This is a genomic window from Pseudomonas sp. MWU12-3088, assembly GCF_023242405.1.
GTDB lineage: Bacteria > Pseudomonadota > Gammaproteobacteria > Pseudomonadales > Pseudomonadaceae > Aquipseudomonas > Aquipseudomonas kribbensis.
The window spans coordinates 1,005,003-1,024,477 of sequence record NZ_JALJEA010000001.1; the positions used below are offsets into that span (position 1 = coordinate 1,005,003).

Annotated in this window: 22 protein-coding genes; 9 read left to right on the forward strand and 13 right to left on the reverse strand. The window is 60.5% G+C overall.

Annotated elements, in window-relative coordinates:
- Positions 1–12 precede the first annotated feature (12 nt).
- Entirely contained in the window at positions 13–1,437 is a 1,425-nt protein-coding gene (gene aldA, locus M5B98_RS04470; protein ID WP_248742172.1) for an aldehyde dehydrogenase, read from the reverse strand.
- 107 nt (positions 1,438–1,544) lie between these two features.
- A complete protein-coding gene (locus tag M5B98_RS04475) occupies positions 1,545–2,477 on the reverse strand; it encodes a LysR substrate-binding domain-containing protein (RefSeq protein ID WP_096820112.1) in 933 nt (310 codons plus the stop codon).
- Between the two features lie 185 nt (positions 2,478–2,662).
- Between M5B98_RS04475 and M5B98_RS04480 the strand changes: the two genes are divergently transcribed.
- Positions 2,663–3,841: a hypothetical protein gene (locus M5B98_RS04480; RefSeq protein ID WP_248741964.1), complete on the forward strand. Its 1,179-nt coding sequence runs from the start codon at positions 2,663–2,665 to the stop codon at positions 3,839–3,841.
- Between the two features lie 140 nt (positions 3,842–3,981).
- Entirely contained in the window at positions 3,982–4,857 is an 876-nt protein-coding gene (locus M5B98_RS04485) for a LysR substrate-binding domain-containing protein (RefSeq protein WP_248741965.1), read from the forward strand.
- A gap of 10 nt (positions 4,858–4,867) precedes the next feature.
- On the opposite strand, the gene M5B98_RS04490 is transcribed toward M5B98_RS04485, so the two are convergent.
- From M5B98_RS04490 to M5B98_RS04510, 5 genes are all read right to left on the reverse strand, one after another.
- Positions 4,868–6,232, reverse strand: coding sequence for an MFS transporter (locus M5B98_RS04490; RefSeq protein ID WP_248741966.1), 1,365 nt, complete (start codon positions 6,230–6,232; stop codon positions 4,868–4,870).
- 88 nt (positions 6,233–6,320) lie between these two features.
- Positions 6,321–7,754: an NAD-dependent succinate-semialdehyde dehydrogenase gene (locus tag M5B98_RS04495; protein WP_248741967.1), complete on the reverse strand. Its 1,434-nt coding sequence runs from the start codon at positions 7,752–7,754 to the stop codon at positions 6,321–6,323.
- Entirely contained in the window at positions 7,751–8,785 is a 1,035-nt protein-coding gene (locus M5B98_RS04500) for an aldo/keto reductase (RefSeq protein WP_085602959.1), read from the reverse strand. Before M5B98_RS04500 ends, M5B98_RS04495 begins: the two co-directional genes overlap by 4 nt.
- A 10-nt stretch (positions 8,786–8,795) precedes the next feature.
- Positions 8,796–9,308 carry a formaldehyde-activating enzyme gene (fae, locus tag M5B98_RS04505; RefSeq protein WP_248741968.1) on the reverse strand — a complete coding sequence of 171 codons (513 nt, stop codon included), beginning with the start codon at positions 9,306–9,308 and terminating at the stop codon, positions 8,796–8,798.
- Positions 9,309–9,613: 305 nt separating this feature from the next.
- Complete coding sequence (locus M5B98_RS04510) at positions 9,614–10,819, reverse strand: NAD(P)/FAD-dependent oxidoreductase (protein ID WP_248741969.1); 1,206 nt, start codon at positions 10,817–10,819, stop codon at positions 9,614–9,616.
- A gap of 337 nt (positions 10,820–11,156) precedes the next feature.
- On the opposite strand from M5B98_RS04510, the gene M5B98_RS04515 reads away from it, so the two are divergent.
- Positions 11,157–11,705: an RrF2 family transcriptional regulator gene (locus tag M5B98_RS04515; protein WP_248741970.1), complete on the forward strand. Its 549-nt coding sequence runs from the start codon at positions 11,157–11,159 to the stop codon at positions 11,703–11,705.
- Between the two features lie 62 nt (positions 11,706–11,767).
- Here M5B98_RS04515 and M5B98_RS04520 read toward each other — a convergent pair whose 3' ends face one another.
- Positions 11,768–12,103 (reverse strand): hypothetical protein, encoded by a 336-nt coding sequence (locus M5B98_RS04520; protein WP_065259781.1) that lies wholly within the window; start codon positions 12,101–12,103, stop codon positions 11,768–11,770.
- Between the two features lie 228 nt (positions 12,104–12,331).
- Between M5B98_RS04520 and M5B98_RS04525 the strand changes: the two genes are divergently transcribed.
- Positions 12,332–12,571, forward strand: a complete 240-nt coding sequence (locus M5B98_RS04525; RefSeq protein WP_085711391.1) for a hypothetical protein — start codon at positions 12,332–12,334, stop codon at positions 12,569–12,571.
- Between the two features lie 56 nt (positions 12,572–12,627).
- On the opposite strand, the gene M5B98_RS04530 is transcribed toward M5B98_RS04525, so the two are convergent.
- Complete coding sequence (locus M5B98_RS04530; RefSeq protein ID WP_248741971.1) at positions 12,628–12,816, reverse strand: DUF2188 domain-containing protein; 189 nt, start codon at positions 12,814–12,816, stop codon at positions 12,628–12,630.
- Between the two features lie 216 nt (positions 12,817–13,032).
- Between M5B98_RS04530 and M5B98_RS04535 the strand changes: the two genes are divergently transcribed.
- Positions 13,033–13,395 carry an NUDIX hydrolase gene (locus M5B98_RS04535; RefSeq protein ID WP_085711393.1) on the forward strand — a complete coding sequence of 121 codons (363 nt, stop codon included), beginning with the start codon at positions 13,033–13,035 and terminating at the stop codon, positions 13,393–13,395.
- Between the two features lies 1 nt (position 13,396).
- Here the strand turns inward: M5B98_RS04535 and M5B98_RS04540 are convergent, their stop codons facing one another.
- From M5B98_RS04540 to M5B98_RS04550, 3 genes are all read right to left on the reverse strand, one after another.
- Positions 13,397–13,639 carry a DUF1652 domain-containing protein gene (locus tag M5B98_RS04540; protein WP_096820123.1) on the reverse strand — a complete coding sequence of 81 codons (243 nt, stop codon included), beginning with the start codon at positions 13,637–13,639 and terminating at the stop codon, positions 13,397–13,399.
- A 122-nt stretch (positions 13,640–13,761) separates the two neighbouring features.
- Positions 13,762–14,661 carry a polysaccharide deacetylase family protein gene (locus M5B98_RS04545; RefSeq protein WP_248741972.1) on the reverse strand — a complete coding sequence of 300 codons (900 nt, stop codon included), beginning with the start codon at positions 14,659–14,661 and terminating at the stop codon, positions 13,762–13,764.
- A 133-nt stretch (positions 14,662–14,794) separates the two neighbouring features.
- A complete protein-coding gene (locus tag M5B98_RS04550; RefSeq protein ID WP_248741973.1) occupies positions 14,795–15,742 on the reverse strand; it encodes an ABC transporter substrate-binding protein in 948 nt (315 codons plus the stop codon).
- Between the two features lie 293 nt (positions 15,743–16,035).
- On the opposite strand from M5B98_RS04550, the gene M5B98_RS04555 reads away from it, so the two are divergent.
- The 4 genes from M5B98_RS04555 (at position 16,036) to M5B98_RS04570 (ending at position 19,218) form a co-directional block, all read left to right on the forward strand.
- A complete protein-coding gene (locus M5B98_RS04555) occupies positions 16,036–17,022 on the forward strand; it encodes an aliphatic sulfonate ABC transporter substrate-binding protein (protein ID WP_248741974.1) in 987 nt (328 codons plus the stop codon).
- Positions 17,023–17,083: 61 nt separating this feature from the next.
- A complete protein-coding gene (locus tag M5B98_RS04560) occupies positions 17,084–17,923 on the forward strand; it encodes an ABC transporter permease (RefSeq protein WP_248741975.1) in 840 nt (279 codons plus the stop codon).
- Between the two features lie 51 nt (positions 17,924–17,974).
- Positions 17,975–18,655, forward strand: coding sequence for an SOS response-associated peptidase family protein (locus tag M5B98_RS04565; protein WP_248741976.1), 681 nt, complete (start codon positions 17,975–17,977; stop codon positions 18,653–18,655).
- Between the two features lie 290 nt (positions 18,656–18,945).
- A complete protein-coding gene (locus tag M5B98_RS04570; protein WP_085711400.1) occupies positions 18,946–19,218 on the forward strand; it encodes a hypothetical protein in 273 nt (90 codons plus the stop codon).
- Positions 19,219–19,264: 46 nt separating this feature from the next.
- Here the strand turns inward: M5B98_RS04570 and M5B98_RS04575 are convergent, their stop codons facing one another.
- Complete coding sequence (locus M5B98_RS04575; RefSeq protein WP_167748741.1) at positions 19,265–19,435, reverse strand: hypothetical protein; 171 nt, start codon at positions 19,433–19,435, stop codon at positions 19,265–19,267.
- Positions 19,436–19,475: the final 40 nt, after the last annotated feature.

The following is a 19,475-nucleotide window of genomic DNA, read 5'->3' on the forward strand; positions in this document are numbered from 1 at the left end:
TGATGCGGTGAATCAGTACTTCATGACCACGAGACGGGTCTGGGTGAACTCGAGCATGCCGTGCTTGCCGTCATCGCCGCCCAGCCCCGAGCGTTTCCAGCCGGCGTGGTAGCCCTGGTACGGATCGGCAGGCGTGCGATTGACGTACAACTCGCCGGCCTCGATGGCGTTGGCGACCTTCTGCGCGGTGCGATAGTTCTCGGTGTACAGCACCGACGACAGGCCGAACTGGTGGTCGTTGGCCATGGCCAGCGCTTCGTCGATGTCGCGGTACTTGAGCACCGGCAACACCGGGCCAAAGATTTCTTCCTGGACGATTTCCATGTCCTGGCGGCAGCCGCTGAGCAGCGTTGGCGGGTAGAAATGCCCCGGACCTTCGGGCAGCACACCGCCGCTTTCGAGGACGGCGCCATCGGCAATCGCGCGCTCGACCATGGCGTGGATGTTCTTCTGCGAACTGGCGTTGACCAGCGGGCCCATCAGGCTCGCGTCTGTGGCGCGGTCGCCGAACTTCACGGCGGCGATTTTCGCTTTGAGCAGCGCGAGGAAACGGTCGTGAACGCTTTCCTGCACGTAGACCCGTTCCACCGCCGTGCACAACTGGCCGCAGTGAGTGGTCTTGGAGGCGATGATTGCGCTCGCGGCCGCTTCAAGATCGGCGTCGGCCTCGATGATTGCCGGGGTCTTGCCGCCCAGTTCCAGCGACGGCTTGGCGATGTTGGCCTTGCAATAGTCAAGGACGATGCGCCCGGCGTTGACGCTGCCGGTCAGGGTGATCAGGCCCACGGCTTTATGGGTGCAAAACGCTGCGGCGGTGGCGTGATCCATGGTCAGGATATTGATTACGCCGGCCGGCATGCCCGATTGCTCCACGGCTTTGGCGATTTCGAACGCCGACGTCGGGGTGTTGTTGCTTGGGCGCACCACCACGGTATTGCCAGCAATCAGCGCCGGAGCGATTTTGCGCAACAGGGTGTAGACCGGGTAATTGAACGGAATCAGGCACGCGACGACGCCAATCGGCTCACGGTGCAGGAACAGGTTTTCGTCGGGGCTGTCGCTGGGAATGATCTCGCCTTCGATACGGCGTGCCCATTCGGCGTGGTAACGGGTGATCTGCGCGGCATAACGGGCTTCGTTGCTGGCGTCGCTCAGGCTCTTGCCGGACTCGGCGGCCAGGGCGGCGCCGATGGCTTCGGCGCGATCCTCAAGCGCCACCGCAAACGCTCGCAGGTGTTCGGCGCGCTCGATGCTGGTGAGTTTGCCCCAGACTTTCTGCGCCGCTGCGGCGGCATCGACGGCCGCCGTGGCCTCTTCGGCAGTGGCGGCCGACACCTGGCCGATCAACGCTTCGGTGGCCGGGTTGTAGACCGCGATCAGCGCCGCGCTGGCCGGCTCGATGAAGTGGCCGTTAACAAAATTTCGCTCGACTCGCATGTGCATCGCCCATCGTTTGTTTTTATCGATGCCGCCAGTCTTGTCATCGACAGCGGGTTCAACAAACGATTTATCCGGCGATCAAACATTCGAAAAATGCACGTTACTCAGAAAATCGCCTTCGAAGGCTCAAGTTGGCGCTGCGCCAGCCAGATCTCTTCCTGCAACCACTGACTGAAGGCCTGCAATTGCGGCATCTGCGTCTGTTCCGGGCGGGTCACCAGCCAGTAGGACTGGTGCCCTTCCACATGCACGTTATGCACCTGGGTCAACTGCCCGCTGGCCAGTTCCGAGGCGACCATGTGCCAGTCGGCAATGGTGATCCCCAGACCATCGACGGCCGCCTGAATCGCCAGATCCAGCAGGTCGAATTCATAGCCGCCCTGAGTATCGACACCCGTGATGCGCGCCGCGTCGAGCCAGTGCTTCCAGGTCAGGTAGCGCTGATCCTCCCGGGCCAGCACATGCAACAGGGTCAGGCGATTGAGGTCGATGCCCTGATCGCCGCCCTCCCGCGCATACAGGGTCGGCGCGCACACGGCGATGTGCCGCTCCTGAATCAGCAGCGAACTGTCGAGCCCGTCCCACTCGCCGTCGCCAAAACGGATCGCGCAATCGAGAGTGCTGGTTTCCGCCAGACTGTCCTGCAAGCGGGTGGTGATGCTCAGTTCCAGCTCCGGATGCTGCTCGCGCAAGCGCCCGAGGCGCGGCATCAACCAGCGGCTGGTAAAGGTCGGCGGCGCGTTTATGTGCAGGCGATTGGCGTGGGTTTTCTGCTGGATGCTGCGCACGGTCAGCTCGATCTTGTCGAACGACTGATGCAGCGCCCGCAGCAGAATCTTGCCGGCACCGGTCAGTTCGAGATGGTGATGGCGGCGCTCCAGCAGACTTTCGCCAAGCTGCTCTTCCAGCTGCCGCACCTGACGGCTGACCGCGCTCTGGGTGACGTTGAGCAACTCGGCGGCGCGGGTGAAGCTGCCGGTGCTGCCGGCCACTTCGAATGCTTTGAGCGCATTCAGGCCGGGCATTTTGCGTTTCATACAAGGCACTCGAAAACCACTGACAAGACGCAAAGCATCCCACGACACTGGCGAATTGTCCTACAGGATTTTCCGAGTAACATGCATTCGATGCAGGTTTCCCTGACGTTTTTATCGTTTGTTCTGCAGCGGGCGGATGGCAAAACTGCGCGGCATCTCTAATAAAAACAATCGAGAGCCGCTCCATGCCCTTCCCTGCATCCTTGCGCCTGCGCACCACCTCCATCGCTCTGTTCTGCAGCATTGCCGCCCCGGCCATGGCGGTCCAGGTGACCGACAATCTCGACCTTGGCGGCGCCATTCGTGCCCGTTGGGACGTGGACCCAGATCGCGACATCCAGAAGATCGGCCTCGACACGGTGTTCCTCAGCGCCAAGTACAATTCCGACTCGTGGATCGGTGAAGCGCAATACCGCTTCTACGGTCGCTCCTACCCGTACCAGTACACCAAGAACTACGGCGACATCCGCTTCGCCAAGTTCGCGTGGGTCGGCTACAAGTTCAATCCCGACCAGCAAGTACAAGTGGGCCTGAACACTGTGCCGTTCGGCTTGCAGCCGTACTTCGGCAGCACGTTCTACGAAACCCTGGGCAACGTCATCGGCCTGGAAGATGTGCAACAGGTCGGCGCCAAGTACATCCAGCAAAGCGGCGACTGGAACCTTCAGGCCGGCTATTACCTGCGCCCGGCCTGGCAAGGCAAAGGCACCAGCAAAGGCGTGACCTATTCCAGCGTCGTATCGGGCGCCGACAGCTACGTGGCCGACGGCAGTGACAACCAGGAACGCAACACCGTGGTGCTGCGCGTGGCCAGGTCGCTGGATCTGGGGTCGTGGAAATCCGAAGTCGGGATCTCCGGCCTGACCTCGACCCTCGAAAACAAGGACACCGACAATGACGGCCGACGCAACGCCGTGGCCGTGCACTACATGGGCAAGAACGGCCCGTGGGGCGTGCAGTTGCAGGCGGCGCGGCAGCAGATGTCGCCACGCAATGCCGGCACCGATGAGCTGGTGACCCTCGGCGGATACGACGGCACTTACAACGTGGCCAGTCGCGGCAATCTGTATGTGGCTGACCTGAGTTATGACGTCGGCGGCAAATACCTGTTCGACCAGATCAGCGGGATCAAGCTGTACGCCAACTACAGCGCGTTCGACAAGTCCGCCAGCGGGTTCAAGACGTCTGAACGGATGATCCTCGGCACCTCGTTTTCCGTGAGTAAATTGTGGGTCGCCACGGAATGGCTGTTCGGCAAAAACGATCCGTACATCGGTGGCAGCAGCTACACCCAGAGCCTTGGCGCGGGCGGGCTGGATCAGTGGGAAAACCAGTTATATGTGAACGTCGGGTATTACTTCTGACGCTCGAAAAAATCGCAGCCAGAGCTGCGATTTTTTTTGCCTGCCCGTTGCGAATTCACCTTGCATCCGCACCGTCCCGATAGTCAGATAGCCCTCACCCCAAAACAACAATAAACCGCCCGATCCGGAGTCCCGCCTCCATGCGTCAACTGCCCTCGCTCAACACCCTGCGCGTGTTCGAAGAAGTCGCCCGCCATCGCAGTTTCAGTCAGGCCGCCATCGGGTTGAACGTCACCCAGGGCGCGGTCAGTCGCCAGATCAAACAGCTTGAAGACTACCTCGGCGTGGCGCTGTTCGTGCGCACGCCTCAAGGGCTGTCGCTGACCGAAGCCGGCAGCAATCTTTCCCCGCATCTGGCCGAGGCCTTCGACCACATCGAACGTGCCCTGCAAGCGGTGCGCGTGCCGAATCTGCGCCAGCGTTTGAAAGTACTCGCACCGCCGACCTGGGCCACGCGCTGGCTGTCGCCACACCTGCGCGCGTTCTGTCAGCGCTACCCGGACATCAACCTCAGCGTCACCAACCAGATCGGCCACGACAGCCTCACGGAAGTCGACTGCCACATCCGCTTCGGCCTCGCGGCAGCGCCTCACTGCGTCAGTCAGTTGCTGGTGATGGAGCGCCACATCGCGGTGGCCAGCCCGGAACTGTTCAACGGCGATCAGCCGCCGGACCTGCGGCAATTTCCATTGCTGCACATCCTGCACGACGGCAAGCGCTTGAGAGTCTGGGAGAACTGGCTGGCGGCCATGGGCCGGGATGACATCGATGCCGGGCAAGGGCTGGAATTCAGCACCCTGGATCAGGTGATCCACACCGCACTGGCAGGTGGCGGCCTGGCAGTGATCGACCGGCAGATGATCGAAAAGGAACTGGCCAACGGCAGCCTGCTGCCGATCACCCCGATTGAGGTGATCGGCCCTTATGGCTATTGGCTGGATGTTGCGAATGACAAGCAAGGGCTGTCGAAGGTGAAGCTGTTTACCGAGTGGCTAGGGGTTGTCAGCAACCCCTGACCTGTATTCGTCAGACGGGGGTGGCGACTTTCCCGACCGACGTAACACCGACCTCCACCGGACTCTGCGCCTTGCACGCCTGACTCAACGTCAACGACTTGGTCTCCGGCGCCCAGGCCCAGGACAACAACGCGCCAATCCCCAGGATCGCCGCAAGAATGCCCATGGTCGGGCTCAAGCCGATCCCCGCCACGCTCACCGGCAACAGGAACGTACTGACCGCCGAACCCAGACGACTGACCGCCGTCGCCAGACCGATCCCGCTGGCCCGTACTTCCGTCGGGAAGCTCTCCGCCGGGAACACACCCACCAGGTTGCTCACCGCCGACAGCACCAGCGTGAACACACCGAACACCAGCACCATCAGCCACGCCGCGCTGCCCGGCAACACCGCCAGAAGAAACAATGCCACCGCCAGAATGATGAACGAGTTGATCAGGAACCCGCGTCGGGTGAATTTGATCGTGCACCAGATGCCGATCAACGCGCCGAGGATCAGCAGCATATTGAGCATCAGCTCGGTGCCGAAGCCTTCGGCCAGGCCCATCTTCTGCAGGATCGACGGCAGGAAGGTGTAGATGGCGAAGTACGGCATGACGATGCACACGAAGAACAGGCAGTTGAACGCCGTGCGCTTGCGGTATTCGCGGCTGAACAGCACCGCATAGCCTGAGCGGGTTTCGCTGGAGCGGGTTTCATCCAGCTCGACGTTGTCACCCAGATGCTTTTTGACGATGGCACGGGCTTCGGCCACCCGGCCCTGATTGACCAGCCAGCGTGGCGATTCCGGCGTGCCGATTCGGGCGATCAGAATCAACGCCGCCGGGATCGCCGACGACGCCAGCATCCAGCGCCAGGCATCATCACCAAGGCTGAGCATGGCGGTGCCAACGAAGGTCGCCGCCACGTAGCCGAAGGTCCAGATCACGCTGAACGAACCCAGCAACACGCCGCGATGTTTCTTCGGTGCGAACTCGGCAAGCATCGCGTGACCGACGCTGAAATCCCCGCCCAGACCGATGCCGATCAGCACCCGACAAAGGAACAGACTCATGGCGGTTTCGACGTAGAACTGCATCACCGAAGCGAGCGTGATCAGCACAAAACTGACCAGGAAGATTTTCTGCCGGCCGACCTTGTCCGAGATCCAGCCGAAAAACAGACTGCCGAGAAACAGGCCGATCAACGCCGATGCGCCGATCAGGCCCTGCCAGAACGCATCGAGCTGCATCTGCGGGCTGAGCAAAGTGAATGCGATGCCGATCAGGCCAAGGATGTAGCCGTCGGTAAAGTGCGCGCCGAAGGTCAGGCCGGCGATCTTGATATGGAAGCGCCCGATGGGCAGGTCATCGATCTTTACGGGTTGAGCGGACATGTTCGTCTCCAATTGTTGTTATTGACGGAGAAACGGAAAGCTCTGGGAGAAACCTGCGGGAGCGAACCCCCACAGGTTTCGGGGAGGCCTAGAGGCCGCCCATCAACAGGTATTTGATCTCCAGATAGTCATCCAGACCGTACTTCGAACCTTCACGCCCAAGGCCCGATTCCTTGATGCCACCGAACGGCGCCACCTCCGTGGAGATGATCCCTTCGTTGATGCCGACCATCCCGGCTTCCAGCCCTTCGGCCATGCGCCAGACCCGGCCGATGTCGCGGCTGTAGAAGTACGCCGACAGACCGAACGGCGTGTCGTTGGCCCGCGCCAGCACTTCGGCTTCGTCCTTGAAGCGGAAGCACGCGGCCACCGGGCCGAAAGTTTCGTCCTGGGCAATCAGCATGTCGCCGGTGGCTTCGGTGAGGATGGTCGGTTCGTAGAACGTACCGCCCAGCGCATGCCGACGACCGCCGCACAACAACGTGGCGCCCTTCCCCAGCGCATCGCTGACGTGGGCTTCGACCTTGGCCAGCGCGGCGGCGTTGATCAGCGGACCTTGCTCGGTCTCACCGTCCAGTGCATTGCCCACGCGCATCGCCGCCACGGCTTCGGCGAGTTTGCCGGTGAAGGCTTCGTAAACGCCGTCCTGAATGAAGAAGCGGTTGACGCACACGCAGGTCTGCCCGGTGTTGCGGAATTTCGAGGCCATCGCGCCTTTCACGGCCGCGTCGATGTCGGCATCGTCGAAGACAATGAACGGCGCGTTGCCGCCCAGTTCCAGCGAGACCTTTTTCAGGGTGTCGGCGGCCTGGCGCATCAGCAGTTTGCCGGTGCGAGTCGAGCCGGTGAACGACAGCTTGCGTACCACGCTGGAGGCTTGCAGCGCACCGCCGATGGCCACCGCATCGCCGGAGACGATGTTAAACACGCCGGCCGGAATCCCGGCCTGCTCGGCCAGCACCGCCAAAGCGAACGCCGACAACGGCGTCTCTTCCGAAGGCTTGAGAATCATCGTGCAACCCGCCGCCAGCGCCGGGCCGACCTTGCGGGTGACCATCGCCAGCGGGAAGTTCCACGGGGTGATCGCCGCGACCACGCCGATGGCTTCCTTGGTCACGATGATCCTCGCATCCGCCTTATGGCTCGGGATCACATCGCCGTAGGCACGCTTGGCCTCTTCACCGAACCACTCGAGAAAACTGGCGGCGTAGACCACTTCGCCCTTCGCTTCGGCCAGTGGTTTACCTTGTTCGCGACTGAGCAAGGTCGCCAGCTCCTGCTGGTTGGCGAGCATCAGATCGCTCCAGCGTTTCAGGCGCTGACTCCGCTCCTTGGCGGTGAGTTTGCGCCAGGCCGGCAAAGCACGATTGGCTGCCTCGATGGCGAGGTTGGTTTCCTCGGCGCCGGCCTTTTGCACGTCGGTGATCAATTCGCCATTGGCCGGGTTGCGCACTGGATAAGTCGCGCCGCCGCTGCCCCACTGGCCGTCGATGAAGTTGCCGTGACGAATCAACCCGCTCATGCCACCGCTCCCTGCAACGTGAAGCGTTCCTGCCCCGGACGGGCCGTGCGCAGGATGCGTTTGCCGGCGGTGTAGTCATTGATCACGTCGCACGGGGTGTAATTGCGCTCCAGCTCGTGCAGTTCTTCGGCGTCGAGTTTGGTTTCCAATGCCGCCAGTGCGCTATCGAATTGTGCGGTGGTGTCGGCGCCGACCAGCATGCAATCCACGCCCGGATGATTGGCGACCCAGGCCTGGGCGATCTGCGCGTTCGACACGCCACGGGCACGGGCCACGCGCTGCACCGAATGAGCGATCTCGAACGAAGCTTCGTCGCTGTACATCTGCTGGGTGAAGAAATCGGTCTGGTTGCGGGTCGATTGCACGTCACCAGTCAACAGGCCCCGGGCCAGCGGGCTGAACACCGACACACCGATGCCCTGATCGCGGCAGAACGGAATCATCTCGCGCTCTTCTTCGCGGTAGGCGCAGTTCAGTTGCAGCTGCATGTTGATCGGCTTGACCCAACCGTTGCGCTCGCACGCCATGAGGATTTTCGCCAGTTGGCCGGTGAGCATGGTCGACACGCCGATGTAACGCGCCTTGCCGGAGCGCACGATGTCGTTCAATGCGCCCATGGTTTCCTCCACCGGGGTATTCACATCGAAGTAATGCAGCATGAACACGTCGACGTAATCCATGTCCAGGCGCTTCAGCGAGGCATCGATGCTGTCCATGATGTGCTTGCGCGAATGGCCGCTGGCGTTGATCGCGTTGCGGGTGCCGTAGCCGACCTTGGTGGTGATCACCAGGTCTTCACGACGGGCCAGACGTTTGACGATGCGCCCTACCACTTCTTCGCCGACACCGGCGGAATAGAAGTCCGCCAGGTCGATGAAGTTCACGCCGTTGTTCAGCGCGTGAGCGACGATCGGCTCGCTTTGTTTTTCATTGAAGATCCACGGTTTCCAGTCCGGGGTGCCCATGTTCATGGTGCCCAGGCACAGGCGGGAGACTTGCAGGCCGGAGTTGCCCAAACGGATGTATTGCATGGCGCGGACCTCAGGCTTTTGGCGTGTAGAAAGGGTTGCTGATGTGGTTGACCACATCCTTGAGTTGCGCGGTTTCCGGCTTGCCGGTCAGGGCGGCGCGGATCGCGGTGCGGCAGGCGTTGTAGTTGTTCAGGTAGACCGCATCGAGGTCATCGCAGGCCGGGTTGACCCAGTTGGCGGTGACGATCGCCCACTCGTCTTCGGCTTCCGGTGGCAGCGTGCCGTCGAGCAGCGCCTCGAGCACAGCCTTGGCGATGCCGGCCTGGGAAGCGCCCCAGGTTGCGTTGCCGTGCAGGTCGCTGTTGATCGCAGCCTTGTTGACGTAAAGGGTCATCGGCTTGACCGGAATGTTCGGCTGGGCGATCACCATGAACGGGCAATGGCCCTGGCTCGGCGACGCCAGACTGTTGGCAAACGCCTGCCCCGCCGGGCCATTGCGCGGGCCGATCAGGATATTGATGTGCGCGGCGTTCACGCCCGGGCCTTCGAAACCTTCACCGATGTACAGGTCGAGTTCTTTCATCAGTCATTACTCTTTGCGATGCAGAGGGATTTTTTGGGGTGATCGACAGCTCACTCGGACCGGGAGGCCGACGGGATCAATAACGGACGTGGGGAGACGCGAAGGGAGAATCGGGACATGGCTGCAAACGCTCTCTGGTTGTTATTGATGAGCTGTGTTTGCGATTTTTTAACACCGGGGATCGGGCCGGCCGTAACCATTAAAAATCATGGGGCAATGACTTTTAGTCATAGCCTTGATGCAGGTAAAAAAGGGCAGGCGAAAAAAATCCCGCTCGAAAGCGGGACTTTTCGGACTGCGCCTGGTTACGCGACGACAGGAATCATCGGATCCGCAGCTGCCAGCGCAATGGCACGGTCAGCCGCCGGCGGGTAGATCCACTGGGTGTTGATCTGGGTCTTGAGCGACTTGCCCTCCTCCTTGACCAGTTTCACCTGACGATCCCATCCCTCGGTGTACACCGCGCCCCAGGCGCCGAGGTCGAGGCAGGTCACGTATTTCGGCTGGCTGTACGGGGTCGGATCGACACCGAGAATCTGCGCCGCGACGTTGTTGCCGGCATGCCGGCCGAGGGAAATCGCGTGCTGGCAGGTCATCAAGGCGAAGTTGCCGATGTCGTCGCTGGCCGCATAAGCCACGTCGCCGGTGGCGAAGATATCGTCCTGGCCAATGACTTTCAGGTGCGCATCGACATGCAGACGGCCCTGGCGATCACGTTCGGCTGGAATCTGCTCGGTCAGGGAGCTGGCGCGCACGCCGGTGGTCCAGACCACGGTTTTTGCCTCGATGCGCTGGCCGTCCGACAGGGTCACGCCGTTTTCATCGACCGACAGCACCGACACACCCAGTCGCCATTCGACGCCCAGTGCTTCGCTCGCTTCGGCAATCGACACGCTGATGGCTTCACCCATGGCGGCGCCGACTTTCTGCCCACGGTCGACGATGATCACTTGAACGTCCGCCTGATCGCCCAGCACTTCCCGCAGACGCGCCGGCATTTCGGTGGCGGTTTCGATGCCGGTGAAGCCGCCGCCGGCGACCACTACAGTGTTGCGCGCCTGGCTCGCAGGCTGATCGGCCAGTGATTTCAGGTGGTTTTCCAGGCGAATCGCGGCTTCGATCTGGTCAACGTCAAAGGCGTGTTGTGCGACACCCGGGGTATCCGGCAGCGCCAGGCCACTGCCGGAAGCCAGCACCAGTTTGTCGTAATGGAAAACCTGAGCGGCGCCGTTGGCGTCGGTGTAGCCCACGGTTTTGGCGTTCACGTCGATAGTGTTCGCGGCGCCCTTGATGAAGTTGACACCCACCGCGTCGAACAGGTCGCCCAGCGGCGCAGCCAGCGTGTGGGCATTCGGCTCGTAGAAACGCGGACGTACACGCAGCTCAGCCTGCGGCGCCAGCACGGTCACATCGATGTTGTCGCGGTTGTGAATGTCGACCAGACGGGTCGCACTCAGCGCCGTCCACATGCCACCGAAACCTGCGCCGATTACCAGAATGTGCTGTTTCATTGTTGTCTCCAGGCCCGAAGCCAAGTCGTAGAAAGAGGTTCAAGAATTCACGTTTATCGGGAGTCGGCACGCTTGGGGTTTCTGAAAGCGTTGAACACTGCCCACCTGATAAAGGCGACTGTATTGGTCGCCGTTATATCCAACAAGTCAGATTATCCGATCATTCGGATCGAAATATTCGATAGCTGACACGGCCCCGCCTGAGGATGCTAAAACCCTATAAATCGCTGAAAACCGAGAACAAACGGGCTTCAAGGCAAAGTTTCAGGCGCTTATCAGATTTGTCCGCCACGAATTACCCTGCTAACATCTGCGACAACTACAGTCGGAGATAGCTATGTCGCTTTACAGTGCAGGCGTCGAGTACGGCATCCATTGCCTGGCGTTTCTGGTGGGCAGCGGCGGTGACAGTCGCGAAGCGAGCGTGCGCGACCTGGCGGACTTGCAGGGAGTACCGCTGGATTACCTGGCGAAGATCTTCACCAAACTGGCCAAGGGCAAACTGGTGGTTGCCACCGGCGGCGTGCGCGGCGGTTTTACGTTGGCGCGCCCGGCGGACGAGATCACCCTGCTCGATATCGTCAATGCCATCGACGGCCCGAAGAACATTTTCGAATGCCGCGACATCCGTGGGCGCTGCGCGCTGTTTGACGGCTCGCCGCCGGAGTGGGCCGTGGACGGAACCTGTTCGATTCACGGGGCGATGATGGTTGCGCAGAAGCGCATGGAAGAAGCCCTCGCCCAGCAGACCATTCTCGACATCGCCAGAAAGGTCGGACGCAAAGCGCCGGCGGAGTTCAACAGCCAGGTGGAAAACTGGATTCAGGATCGTCGCGACAAGAAGACCGCCGGCTCGGGCATCCCGCTCACCGACATCACCGACTGACAGGCAAAAAAAAGCAGAAACCGATCACGCGGTTTCTGCTTTTTCATTTCGGCCGTTCTGCCTCAGAGGCAATCGCGTACAGATTTGCGCAGCGAGCCGGACTTGGCCCACGGCGGCCCCTGGTACAGCGACACGCGGCTGCCATCCTTGTACTTGACGATATCGAGTATCTCATCGGCCGTGACGATGCTTGGCGCCGTGATCCGGTAACCGTTGGAAATCGCGACCTGCGAAGTCTTGGGAATATCCTGCTGCCACAACGGCAACACGCATGCGGCGTAGTCCTTGGGAGCCTTGCCACTGACCTTGCTGAGATTCGGCTCGCCCGGGACCAGCGATGCCGGCAGTGAACACCCGGCCAACGCGGCCATCAGCAGGCCCCCGATCAACATCCGCATATTGAATCCTTCATCTGAAAAAGCGCGAATCTACCCTGTTACTGGTTGAACATCCATCGTGGCGCAATGCTTTGCCTCCGAAAACCGGGCTCTCTGGCGTCACGGCAAACCATTGCTCCGACCAACGGCAGTTTGTTCACGGCCGTTCAGCTCATTGACCAGAACCTCTTGCCCCGCTCCCGGAAAATGCGGCTACTATTTTCTACCGAGAATGTTCCGGAGGTGATCATGCGGCTCAATGAATACGAACACGAACTTCAACGTGACCTGCAAAGCGTTGCATCGGACCTTAGATGGTCGGCAGTCGACCTCAAGCGTATTGCCGAGCAGTTACGCAAATCCGGCAACGAGGCGGATGCGCAAAGCGTGCTCAGGTCCTGCGAGGTGCTGCAAAGCGATGAAGAACGTCTGCAACTTTATGCCAGGGAAGTGAAAGCCCGCGCCATCAGCCGAACCAAAATCCACTGACGCCATCCCCCAAACAAAAAGCCCCGGACAATCCGGGGCTTTTTCATTGCAGGCCTTCAGCCTATCTTGCGGCCATGGGGCCGGCTTTTGTAACCCGGAAGCGCAGCGGCATACGCCAGTGCTTCCTCCCGGCTGGCGAAAGACGCCAGTCGATCACCCTGCGTGCAGACCCGCCACGGGCCGTTATTCACGCTGAGTACGTCGTAGCCATTCATGTGCATTTTGTTCAGCATCGCCATGCTCATAGGCACCTCCTGTCGACTATCGATCAACTGCACTTTTGCACCTTACACCGGGTTCGACAGGGTGTGCCGACCAGACGTCGCCCCACAGCGGCGTCAAGCGTCTGGCACTTTTGCGCTTTTCGACCACTCTGACATCACAAGCACCTCTAAACCAAGGCACGGCTTGAATATTGCATTTTCATGACCGATTCATGACAACCGGCAATCGGGTAACAAATGAAAGTACGTGCAACCATCATCTGCGAACAGGATCGACACATTCTCCTGGTGCGCAAACCCCGATGCCGCTGGAACTTGCCGGGCGGCAAGGTCGAGCCCGGCGAGACCAGGGCCGACGCCGCGACGCGTGAACTTGAGGAAGAAACCGGACTGCTCGCCGATGGCATGCTGTATCTGATGGAGCTGGAGGCTGGCGGCACGCGCCACCATGTCTACGAGGCATCGGTACTGAATATTGATGAAGTACGACCACAAAACGAGATCATTGATTGCATCTGGCATCCGTTGAATGCGGTGCAGAACCTGAGTGTCAGTGAAGCAACCCTGCAAATCGTCCGAGCCTTTCAGCGCAGGCTCTGAGTCAACCGGCGAACGCCCGACGCCCGGCACTCATTTCAGTGCGCAACTCACCGATGAAGTTGGAGATGTCACGAATGGTGACCAGATGCTCCGGTGACACGCCGTTGAGCAGCAGATCGACCCGCCCGCTGTCCGGTTCGTAAACCTTGATCTGCAACAGCCCCTGCCCCGTTTCCGTGCAGTCACAGTAAAGGGGCGAAAAGCCGGACTCGACGATGCGGCAAATGTCGGCAATGGCAAGCATGGGCGGACGCCTCACGGGCGAAGGATCGGTCGATCGATTGAGCATAGATGAGCTTTTTCGACCTTGCGCGAGCGCTCGATCACAGAAAATGCCAACCGCTTCACATCCTTGCGCAACACCGATCAGTTGGCGTCGCGCCCCCAGATCCAGTTCCAGATCCCCGGCAATTGCACCGGATCCGAGCTTTTCTGCACCGTACGCGCCAGTGCCGCTTTTTCCAGCAATGCGTGATCGTCGTAGAACGGTTTATCGGCCAGGCGCACGCCAGTGGCAGCAGCGCTGTCGAGCAGAATTTGCAGATACTCGCGGGCATGTCGCGCGGTATAACGGTTGAGGTCATGGAACGTCACCACCACCGGAATCACCCCGTCCACCGTCGGCAATTCACCGAGGGCGATCCGCTCTCGCACCTCCGACAGCTGACGCAGCATGTTCGCTCGGCGTCTGGGGCTGCCGTTGAAGCCCCAGATCTTGCCGTCGTTGGCGCTCAGGTCCGTGAGCAATACATGCAGGCCATGTCGCTGATAGGCCGCGAACGTACGTTTGTCGTAGTTCCAGAAAGGTGGGCGCAGCAAAATCGGTTGCGCGCCGGTGATCGCTGCGATGTCCGCCGTGCCGTTGGTCAGTGAGGTTTCGAGCTCCTGCGGGTCGAGCGATCGGTGGTTGGTGTGCCAGTGCGTGGCGGTGTGGAATCCGAGAATGTGCCCTTCATCGTGCTCGCGATGCATGATCCGCCGGCCGATCTCGCTGTTGCCGGCCCTCGGCGCGCGGGTCTGGACGAAAAACACCGCTTTGATATTCGGTTGCAGCGGGTTGTCTTTCAGGCTGTCGAGCACGGTTTCGGTGGGGTTGTAGAAACTCGAAGCGCTGGGGCCGTCATCGAAGGTCAGCAGAAATTTCACCGGCGCCCGCGCATCCAGGCGCGAGCGGGTTTGCGCGGTCAGTTCGATGGGAGCGGCAATGCAACCGGCCAGCCCGGTGATGATGGACGCAGCGCAGAAAAGCTTGAACCAGAGTTTCATGTTTTGCCTTGAGCCCGACCGTTGCGGTCACGTTGTCGATTGGCAAAACTCCCTCGCCGCTGCTGCCTCCCTGCGACCCACCGAAATGGGCCGAGGTTGGATAAAGATAACAGGGTTTTGTTCCGGTGCTCACTCAGTGTGCCAATGCCTGCTGGAACGAGGTGTCGATAATCCCCGCAGTGGTCAGCGGCGCCGGCAACGCCTTGACCTTGAACAGGAAGTCCGCGGTGCCTTGCAGGTCGGCAGCGGCTTGTTGATCCACCGGGCCGACCGTCATGTGCGCCTGGCGCAACCAGTGCCGTGAGACCTCTTGATCGAGATTGGCTTTCTTCGCCCACAGATCCGCGTATTCGTCGGTGTGACTGTCGACCCAGGCCCGGGCCTGCTTCAGGCGCCCGAGAAAATCGGCAATCGCCTCACGCTTGCTGTCGATGGATGGCGCGGAAGCGGCGATAGCGCTCAAGCCCGGCATCAAATTTTTTGCGGTCAGAATCGGTCGTGCACCGGAGAACACGATCTGCTGGGAAATGTACGGTTCCCACACCGGGAAGGCATCGATGCTGCCTTGAGGTAATGCCGCTGCCGCGTCAATCGGCATCAGTTTGACGAAGTCGACGTAATTCTCCGGCAACCCATTCTGCTCCAGAGCGCGCAAGGTCAACTGCTGGCTCCAGGCGCCCGGCCAATAAGCGACTTTCTTGCCCTTCAGATCCTCGATGGTTTTCACCGGCGAATCCTTGGGCACCAACAAAGCGATGGTGTCCGGGTTTTGCCGCGACACGCCGATCAGTTTCACCGGCGCCTGTTTCGCGGCGAGAAACAGAAAACCCGAATCGCCGAGAAAGCCCAGATCCAGCGAGCCGGTCTGTAACGCTTCGGCCAACGGCGCGGCGGCCTGGAAATGTTTCCAGTCGACCGTGTAAGACGCGCCCTTCAATACCCCGGAGGCTTCTACCGAGGCGCGGATGTTGTAGTAATTCTGGTCACCGACGTGCAGGACCACAGGTTCGACAGCGTAAGTCAGAGGCGAGGCAATCAAGGCGCTGGTCAACGCAGCGCGTAGGAAACGGGAGAGCTTCATTGCGAGTCCTGCAAAGGGGTTTTATATAGACCATAACGCTCTTACAAATCGAATTTGAAATTCGATTAATGAATAAGCTCAGCACCGCCGACAACCGCTGTTGGCCTGGCAACAGTGGCGCGGCACAGTGTTTTCCCGGCAACAGTTCAAAGCGCGTAAATCGCATCAAAATCCCGTAAACACGGGGCTCAAGGCATATGGCACAGAGCCTGCAATATTCCATTCATGCAGGAAGCATTCGATAAAAATATCTTTCTGGACATAAGAAACTGTTGCCTTGCCGGAGCGTGCCCATGAAATCCCGCTTACCGTTTTCCCGCATCAAAACGCTGCTCGCGGCCTGCGCTGTGGCCCTGAGCCTGCAACCGCTCGCCCACGCGGCGGAAACGCCGCCCGCTGAAGTGCATCTGGACTATGCCTATTACTCCCCCGTCAGCCTGGCGCTGAAACATTTGGGTTATCTGGAAAAGGCCCTGCCCCAGAGCAAGGTCAGTTGGGTACTGAGCCAGGGCAGCAACCGTTCGCTGGAATACCTCAACAGCGGCGGCGTGGATTTCGCCTCGTCGGCCAGCCTCGCTGCGGTGCTGAGCCGCGCCAACGGCAGCCCGATCAAATCGGTGTATGTTTACAGCCGCGCCGAGTGGACCGCACTGGTGGTGCGCAAGGACTCGACGCTTCAGACCGTCGCCGACCTCAAGGGCAAGAAAATCGCCGCCACCAAAGGCACCGACCCGTACCTGTTCACCCTGCGCAGCCTGCAACAGGCCGGGCTGAAAAAGGACGACGTGGAACTGGTGCACCTGCAACACCCGGACGGCCGCACCGCGCTGGAGAAAGGCGACGTCGACGCCTGGGCCGGCCTCGATCCGCACATGGCCGCCAGCCAGGTGCAGGCCGGTTCGCGCCTGCTGTACCGCAACCGCGACTTCAACAGCTACGGCGTGGTCAGCGTCACCGAGCAATACGCCAAGGAACATCCGCAAACCATCGACACCGTGATCAAGGCCTACGAACAGGCCCGTGAGTGGTCGGTGAAAAATCCCGATGAACTGGCCAAATTGCTCGCCAGCGAATCCGGCCTGCCACTGGACGTGGCCAAACTGCAACTGTCGCGCACCGACCTGAGCAGCCCGCAACTCACCGCCAAGGATGTGCTCGCCTCGAAAGCCGCCGCGCCGATTCTGGTCTCCGAAGAACTGGTGCGCCGTGGGGTGAATGTCGATCAGGTGATCGATCAATTGATCGACACCGGTTTCCAGCAAGTCGCCGCCGCCCAGTAACCGATCAGGCTCACAACGGATCCGCGCCCGTCGCGGATTTGTCGTGAGCGGAGAACCGCCCATGAGCAATGACCTGCCTGCCCGCCTCACCGTGCCGGTGGCGCGCCAACGAAACCGGCCTGTGAATCCGCTTTGGCGGCGGCGCCTTAAAGGGCTGGCCCTGCCGCTGCTGATCGTGATCGCCCTGGAGATCATCGTGCGCGTCGGCTGGCTGCCGTCCTATCAGATGCCCGCGCCGAGCGAGGTCGCCCTGACCCTCACCGACCTGGCCGAAGGCGCACTGTGGAAACACATCGGTGCCAGCCTGATTCGCGTGCTGATCGGGTTTGCCATCGGCGCGAGTCTGGCCTTGGTGTTTGCCGCGTGGGTCGGCCTGAGCCGCGAGGCTGAAGCGTACCTGGAGCCGACGTTTGCCGCGCTGCGCTCGATTCCCAGTCTGGCCTGGGTGCCGCTGTTGCTGCTGTGGCTGGGCATCGACGAGACCTCGAAAATCGTCCTGATTGCCATCGGCGCGTTCTTCCCGGTGTACGTCAACGTGGTCGCGGCGATTCGCAACATCGACCGCAAACTGGTGGAAGTCGGCCATATCTATGGCTTCAGCCGTCTGCAACTGGTACGGCGGATTCTGCTGCCCGCCGCCCTGCCCGGCCTGTTCACCGGGCTGCGCAGCGGCATGAGTCTGGCGTGGATGTTTCTGGTGGCGGCCGAACTGATCGCGGCGACCAAAGGCCTGGGCTATCTGCTGAGTGACGGGCGCGAAACCTCGCGTCCGGACATCGTGCTGGCGGCGATCATCGTTCTGGCGCTGCTGGGCAAACTCAGCGACGGCCTGCTCGCCACACTCGAACGTCGCTGGCTGGCCTGGCGCGACACCTTCACCGGCCAGGGCAGCAAGGACTGACTCGCACAACTAAGCTGAACCTTCAGGCAGTGTTCGCCGGAGGTTCGGCCAATGTGCGGAAGACTCTCGCAGTACCGGGGCATCCACGATTTCGTCGCGGTGCTGAGCATTCCCGATGCGCTGATCAATCACGTCGGCGATGCACCGCTGGCACGCTACAACGCGGCGCCCACCACCGCGCTGGCCATTCTTCATCAACACGATCAACGCCTGTACGCCGACAACCTGCGCTGGGGCTGGCGCCCGCACTGGGCCAGGGATCGCGCGGCACCGATCAATGCTCGGGTCGAAAAGGTCGTTCACGGCCCGTTCTTTCGGGCGATCTGGCGTCATCGCCTGATCGTGCCGGTCGACAACTGGTTCGAGTGGGTCGACGGGCCGGACAAGAGCCGCCAACCCTGGCTGATCCATCGACTCGATCATCAGCCGGTTTTCTGCGCCGCCATCGGCCAGTTTCCGACACCCGGATCAGAACCACGGGAAGACGACGGCTTTGTGATCATCACCGCTGACAGCGCAGGCGGACTGCTCGATCTGCATGATCGCCGGCCCATCGTATTGTCCGCCGAGGGCGCTCGGGAATGGCTCGACCCGGCCACGCCCGTGGAGCGTGCCGAGCAAATGTTGCTGTTCGAAGGCTTGGGCAGCGAAGCGTTCAAATGGCACAAAGTCGGCAAAGCTGTCGGCAACTCACGCAATCAGGGTGCGGAGTTGATTGAAGTAGTGGCTTAAATATTTTGTGGGCCGGGACGTCTATCGAATAGTCGGAAGACGTGAGTCAAATTGATATCACGCAGCAAGTGAGAACCGTTCGTTACAGTCAGTGTTTCAAACTCGAAACAATCATTGAATCAGTCGTTTGATTAAAACCAACCGCCTGTCTGACATTTCAATCGTCATACATACATTTAGTAACACTACAGATAGCATGCGCGCCGCATTTCCTATTGGCATACCAGTTGACCAAAGAGTCAACAAACCGGGAATACCCTACAAACTTACAAGCCTTGCAGAGAACTAAGTTGCGCGACGATTTTGCAATCAAACAGGCCAACGGCCTGGAGTGTATTTATCTGTCCATGACAGAACGCTTTCAACTCGACTGTTTTATCGCCCACTACATAAAGACTCGAAACCTGCGTGACGTACCCGAGATCGACCGCCTCCTGCGCACCACTCTCCAAAACTATCCCTGCCACCCGCCGGTGATGGTCAACGAGCTGAATGCCTGGATCGACAAGACCTTGGGTTATCGGGCCTCACACCCCGATTTCACACAGCTGGACGATCTTTGATGAAACGAAAAAGCCCCGCCATCGCGGGGCTTTTTCGTTGTGGCATTCAGGGTTTCAGCGGGCGTTCCTGGTCGCGATCGGACAACTCGCGGCTGTCGTCGTGTTTCCAGGTCTGCTCCTTGTGTTTCTCCCGCTCGATCTCTTCTTCGCTCGGTTCTTCATCTTCTTCAGGACGTTGCTGCTCCGTTGCCATGTTCACCTCGCCGTCATAAGTCATCAGTCATCCTTACAGCGTAGAACAGATTCAGACAGGCAAC

Excerpts from the sequence above, each read along its gene's own strand:
- aldA (WP_248742172.1), bottom strand. The coding sequence starts at position 1,437 with ATGCGAGTCGAGCGAAATTTTGTTAACGGCCACTTCATCGAGCCGGCC.
- M5B98_RS04475 (WP_096820112.1), bottom strand. The coding sequence starts at position 2,477 with ATGAAACGCAAAATGCCCGGCCTGAATGCGCTCAAAGCATTCGAAGTG.
- M5B98_RS04480 (WP_248741964.1), top strand. The coding sequence starts at position 2,663 with ATGCCCTTCCCTGCATCCTTGCGCCTGCGCACCACCTCCATCGCTCTG.
- M5B98_RS04485 (WP_248741965.1), top strand. The coding sequence starts at position 3,982 with ATGCGTCAACTGCCCTCGCTCAACACCCTGCGCGTGTTCGAAGAAGTC.
- M5B98_RS04490 (WP_248741966.1), bottom strand. The coding sequence starts at position 6,232 with ATGTCCGCTCAACCCGTAAAGATCGATGACCTGCCCATCGGGCGCTTC.
- M5B98_RS04495 (WP_248741967.1), bottom strand. The coding sequence starts at position 7,754 with ATGAGCGGGTTGATTCGTCACGGCAACTTCATCGACGGCCAGTGGGGC.
- M5B98_RS04500 (WP_085602959.1), bottom strand. The coding sequence starts at position 8,785 with ATGCAATACATCCGTTTGGGCAACTCCGGCCTGCAAGTCTCCCGCCTG.
- fae (WP_248741968.1), bottom strand. The coding sequence starts at position 9,308 with ATGAAAGAACTCGACCTGTACATCGGTGAAGGTTTCGAAGGCCCGGGC.
- M5B98_RS04510 (WP_248741969.1), bottom strand. The coding sequence starts at position 10,819 with ATGAAACAGCACATTCTGGTAATCGGCGCAGGTTTCGGTGGCATGTGG.
- M5B98_RS04515 (WP_248741970.1), top strand. The coding sequence starts at position 11,157 with ATGTCGCTTTACAGTGCAGGCGTCGAGTACGGCATCCATTGCCTGGCG.
- M5B98_RS04520 (WP_065259781.1), bottom strand. The coding sequence starts at position 12,103 with ATGCGGATGTTGATCGGGGGCCTGCTGATGGCCGCGTTGGCCGGGTGT.
- M5B98_RS04525 (WP_085711391.1), top strand. The coding sequence starts at position 12,332 with ATGCGGCTCAATGAATACGAACACGAACTTCAACGTGACCTGCAAAGC.
- M5B98_RS04530 (WP_248741971.1), bottom strand. The coding sequence starts at position 12,816 with ATGAGCATGGCGATGCTGAACAAAATGCACATGAATGGCTACGACGTA.
- M5B98_RS04535 (WP_085711393.1), top strand. The coding sequence starts at position 13,033 with ATGAAAGTACGTGCAACCATCATCTGCGAACAGGATCGACACATTCTC.
- M5B98_RS04540 (WP_096820123.1), bottom strand. The coding sequence starts at position 13,639 with ATGCTTGCCATTGCCGACATTTGCCGCATCGTCGAGTCCGGCTTTTCG.
- M5B98_RS04545 (WP_248741972.1), bottom strand. The coding sequence starts at position 14,661 with ATGAAACTCTGGTTCAAGCTTTTCTGCGCTGCGTCCATCATCACCGGG.
- M5B98_RS04550 (WP_248741973.1), bottom strand. The coding sequence starts at position 15,742 with ATGAAGCTCTCCCGTTTCCTACGCGCTGCGTTGACCAGCGCCTTGATT.
- M5B98_RS04555 (WP_248741974.1), top strand. The coding sequence starts at position 16,036 with ATGAAATCCCGCTTACCGTTTTCCCGCATCAAAACGCTGCTCGCGGCC.
- M5B98_RS04560 (WP_248741975.1), top strand. The coding sequence starts at position 17,084 with ATGAGCAATGACCTGCCTGCCCGCCTCACCGTGCCGGTGGCGCGCCAA.
- M5B98_RS04565 (WP_248741976.1), top strand. The coding sequence starts at position 17,975 with ATGTGCGGAAGACTCTCGCAGTACCGGGGCATCCACGATTTCGTCGCG.
- M5B98_RS04575 (WP_167748741.1), bottom strand. The coding sequence starts at position 19,435 with ATGACTTATGACGGCGAGGTGAACATGGCAACGGAGCAGCAACGTCCT.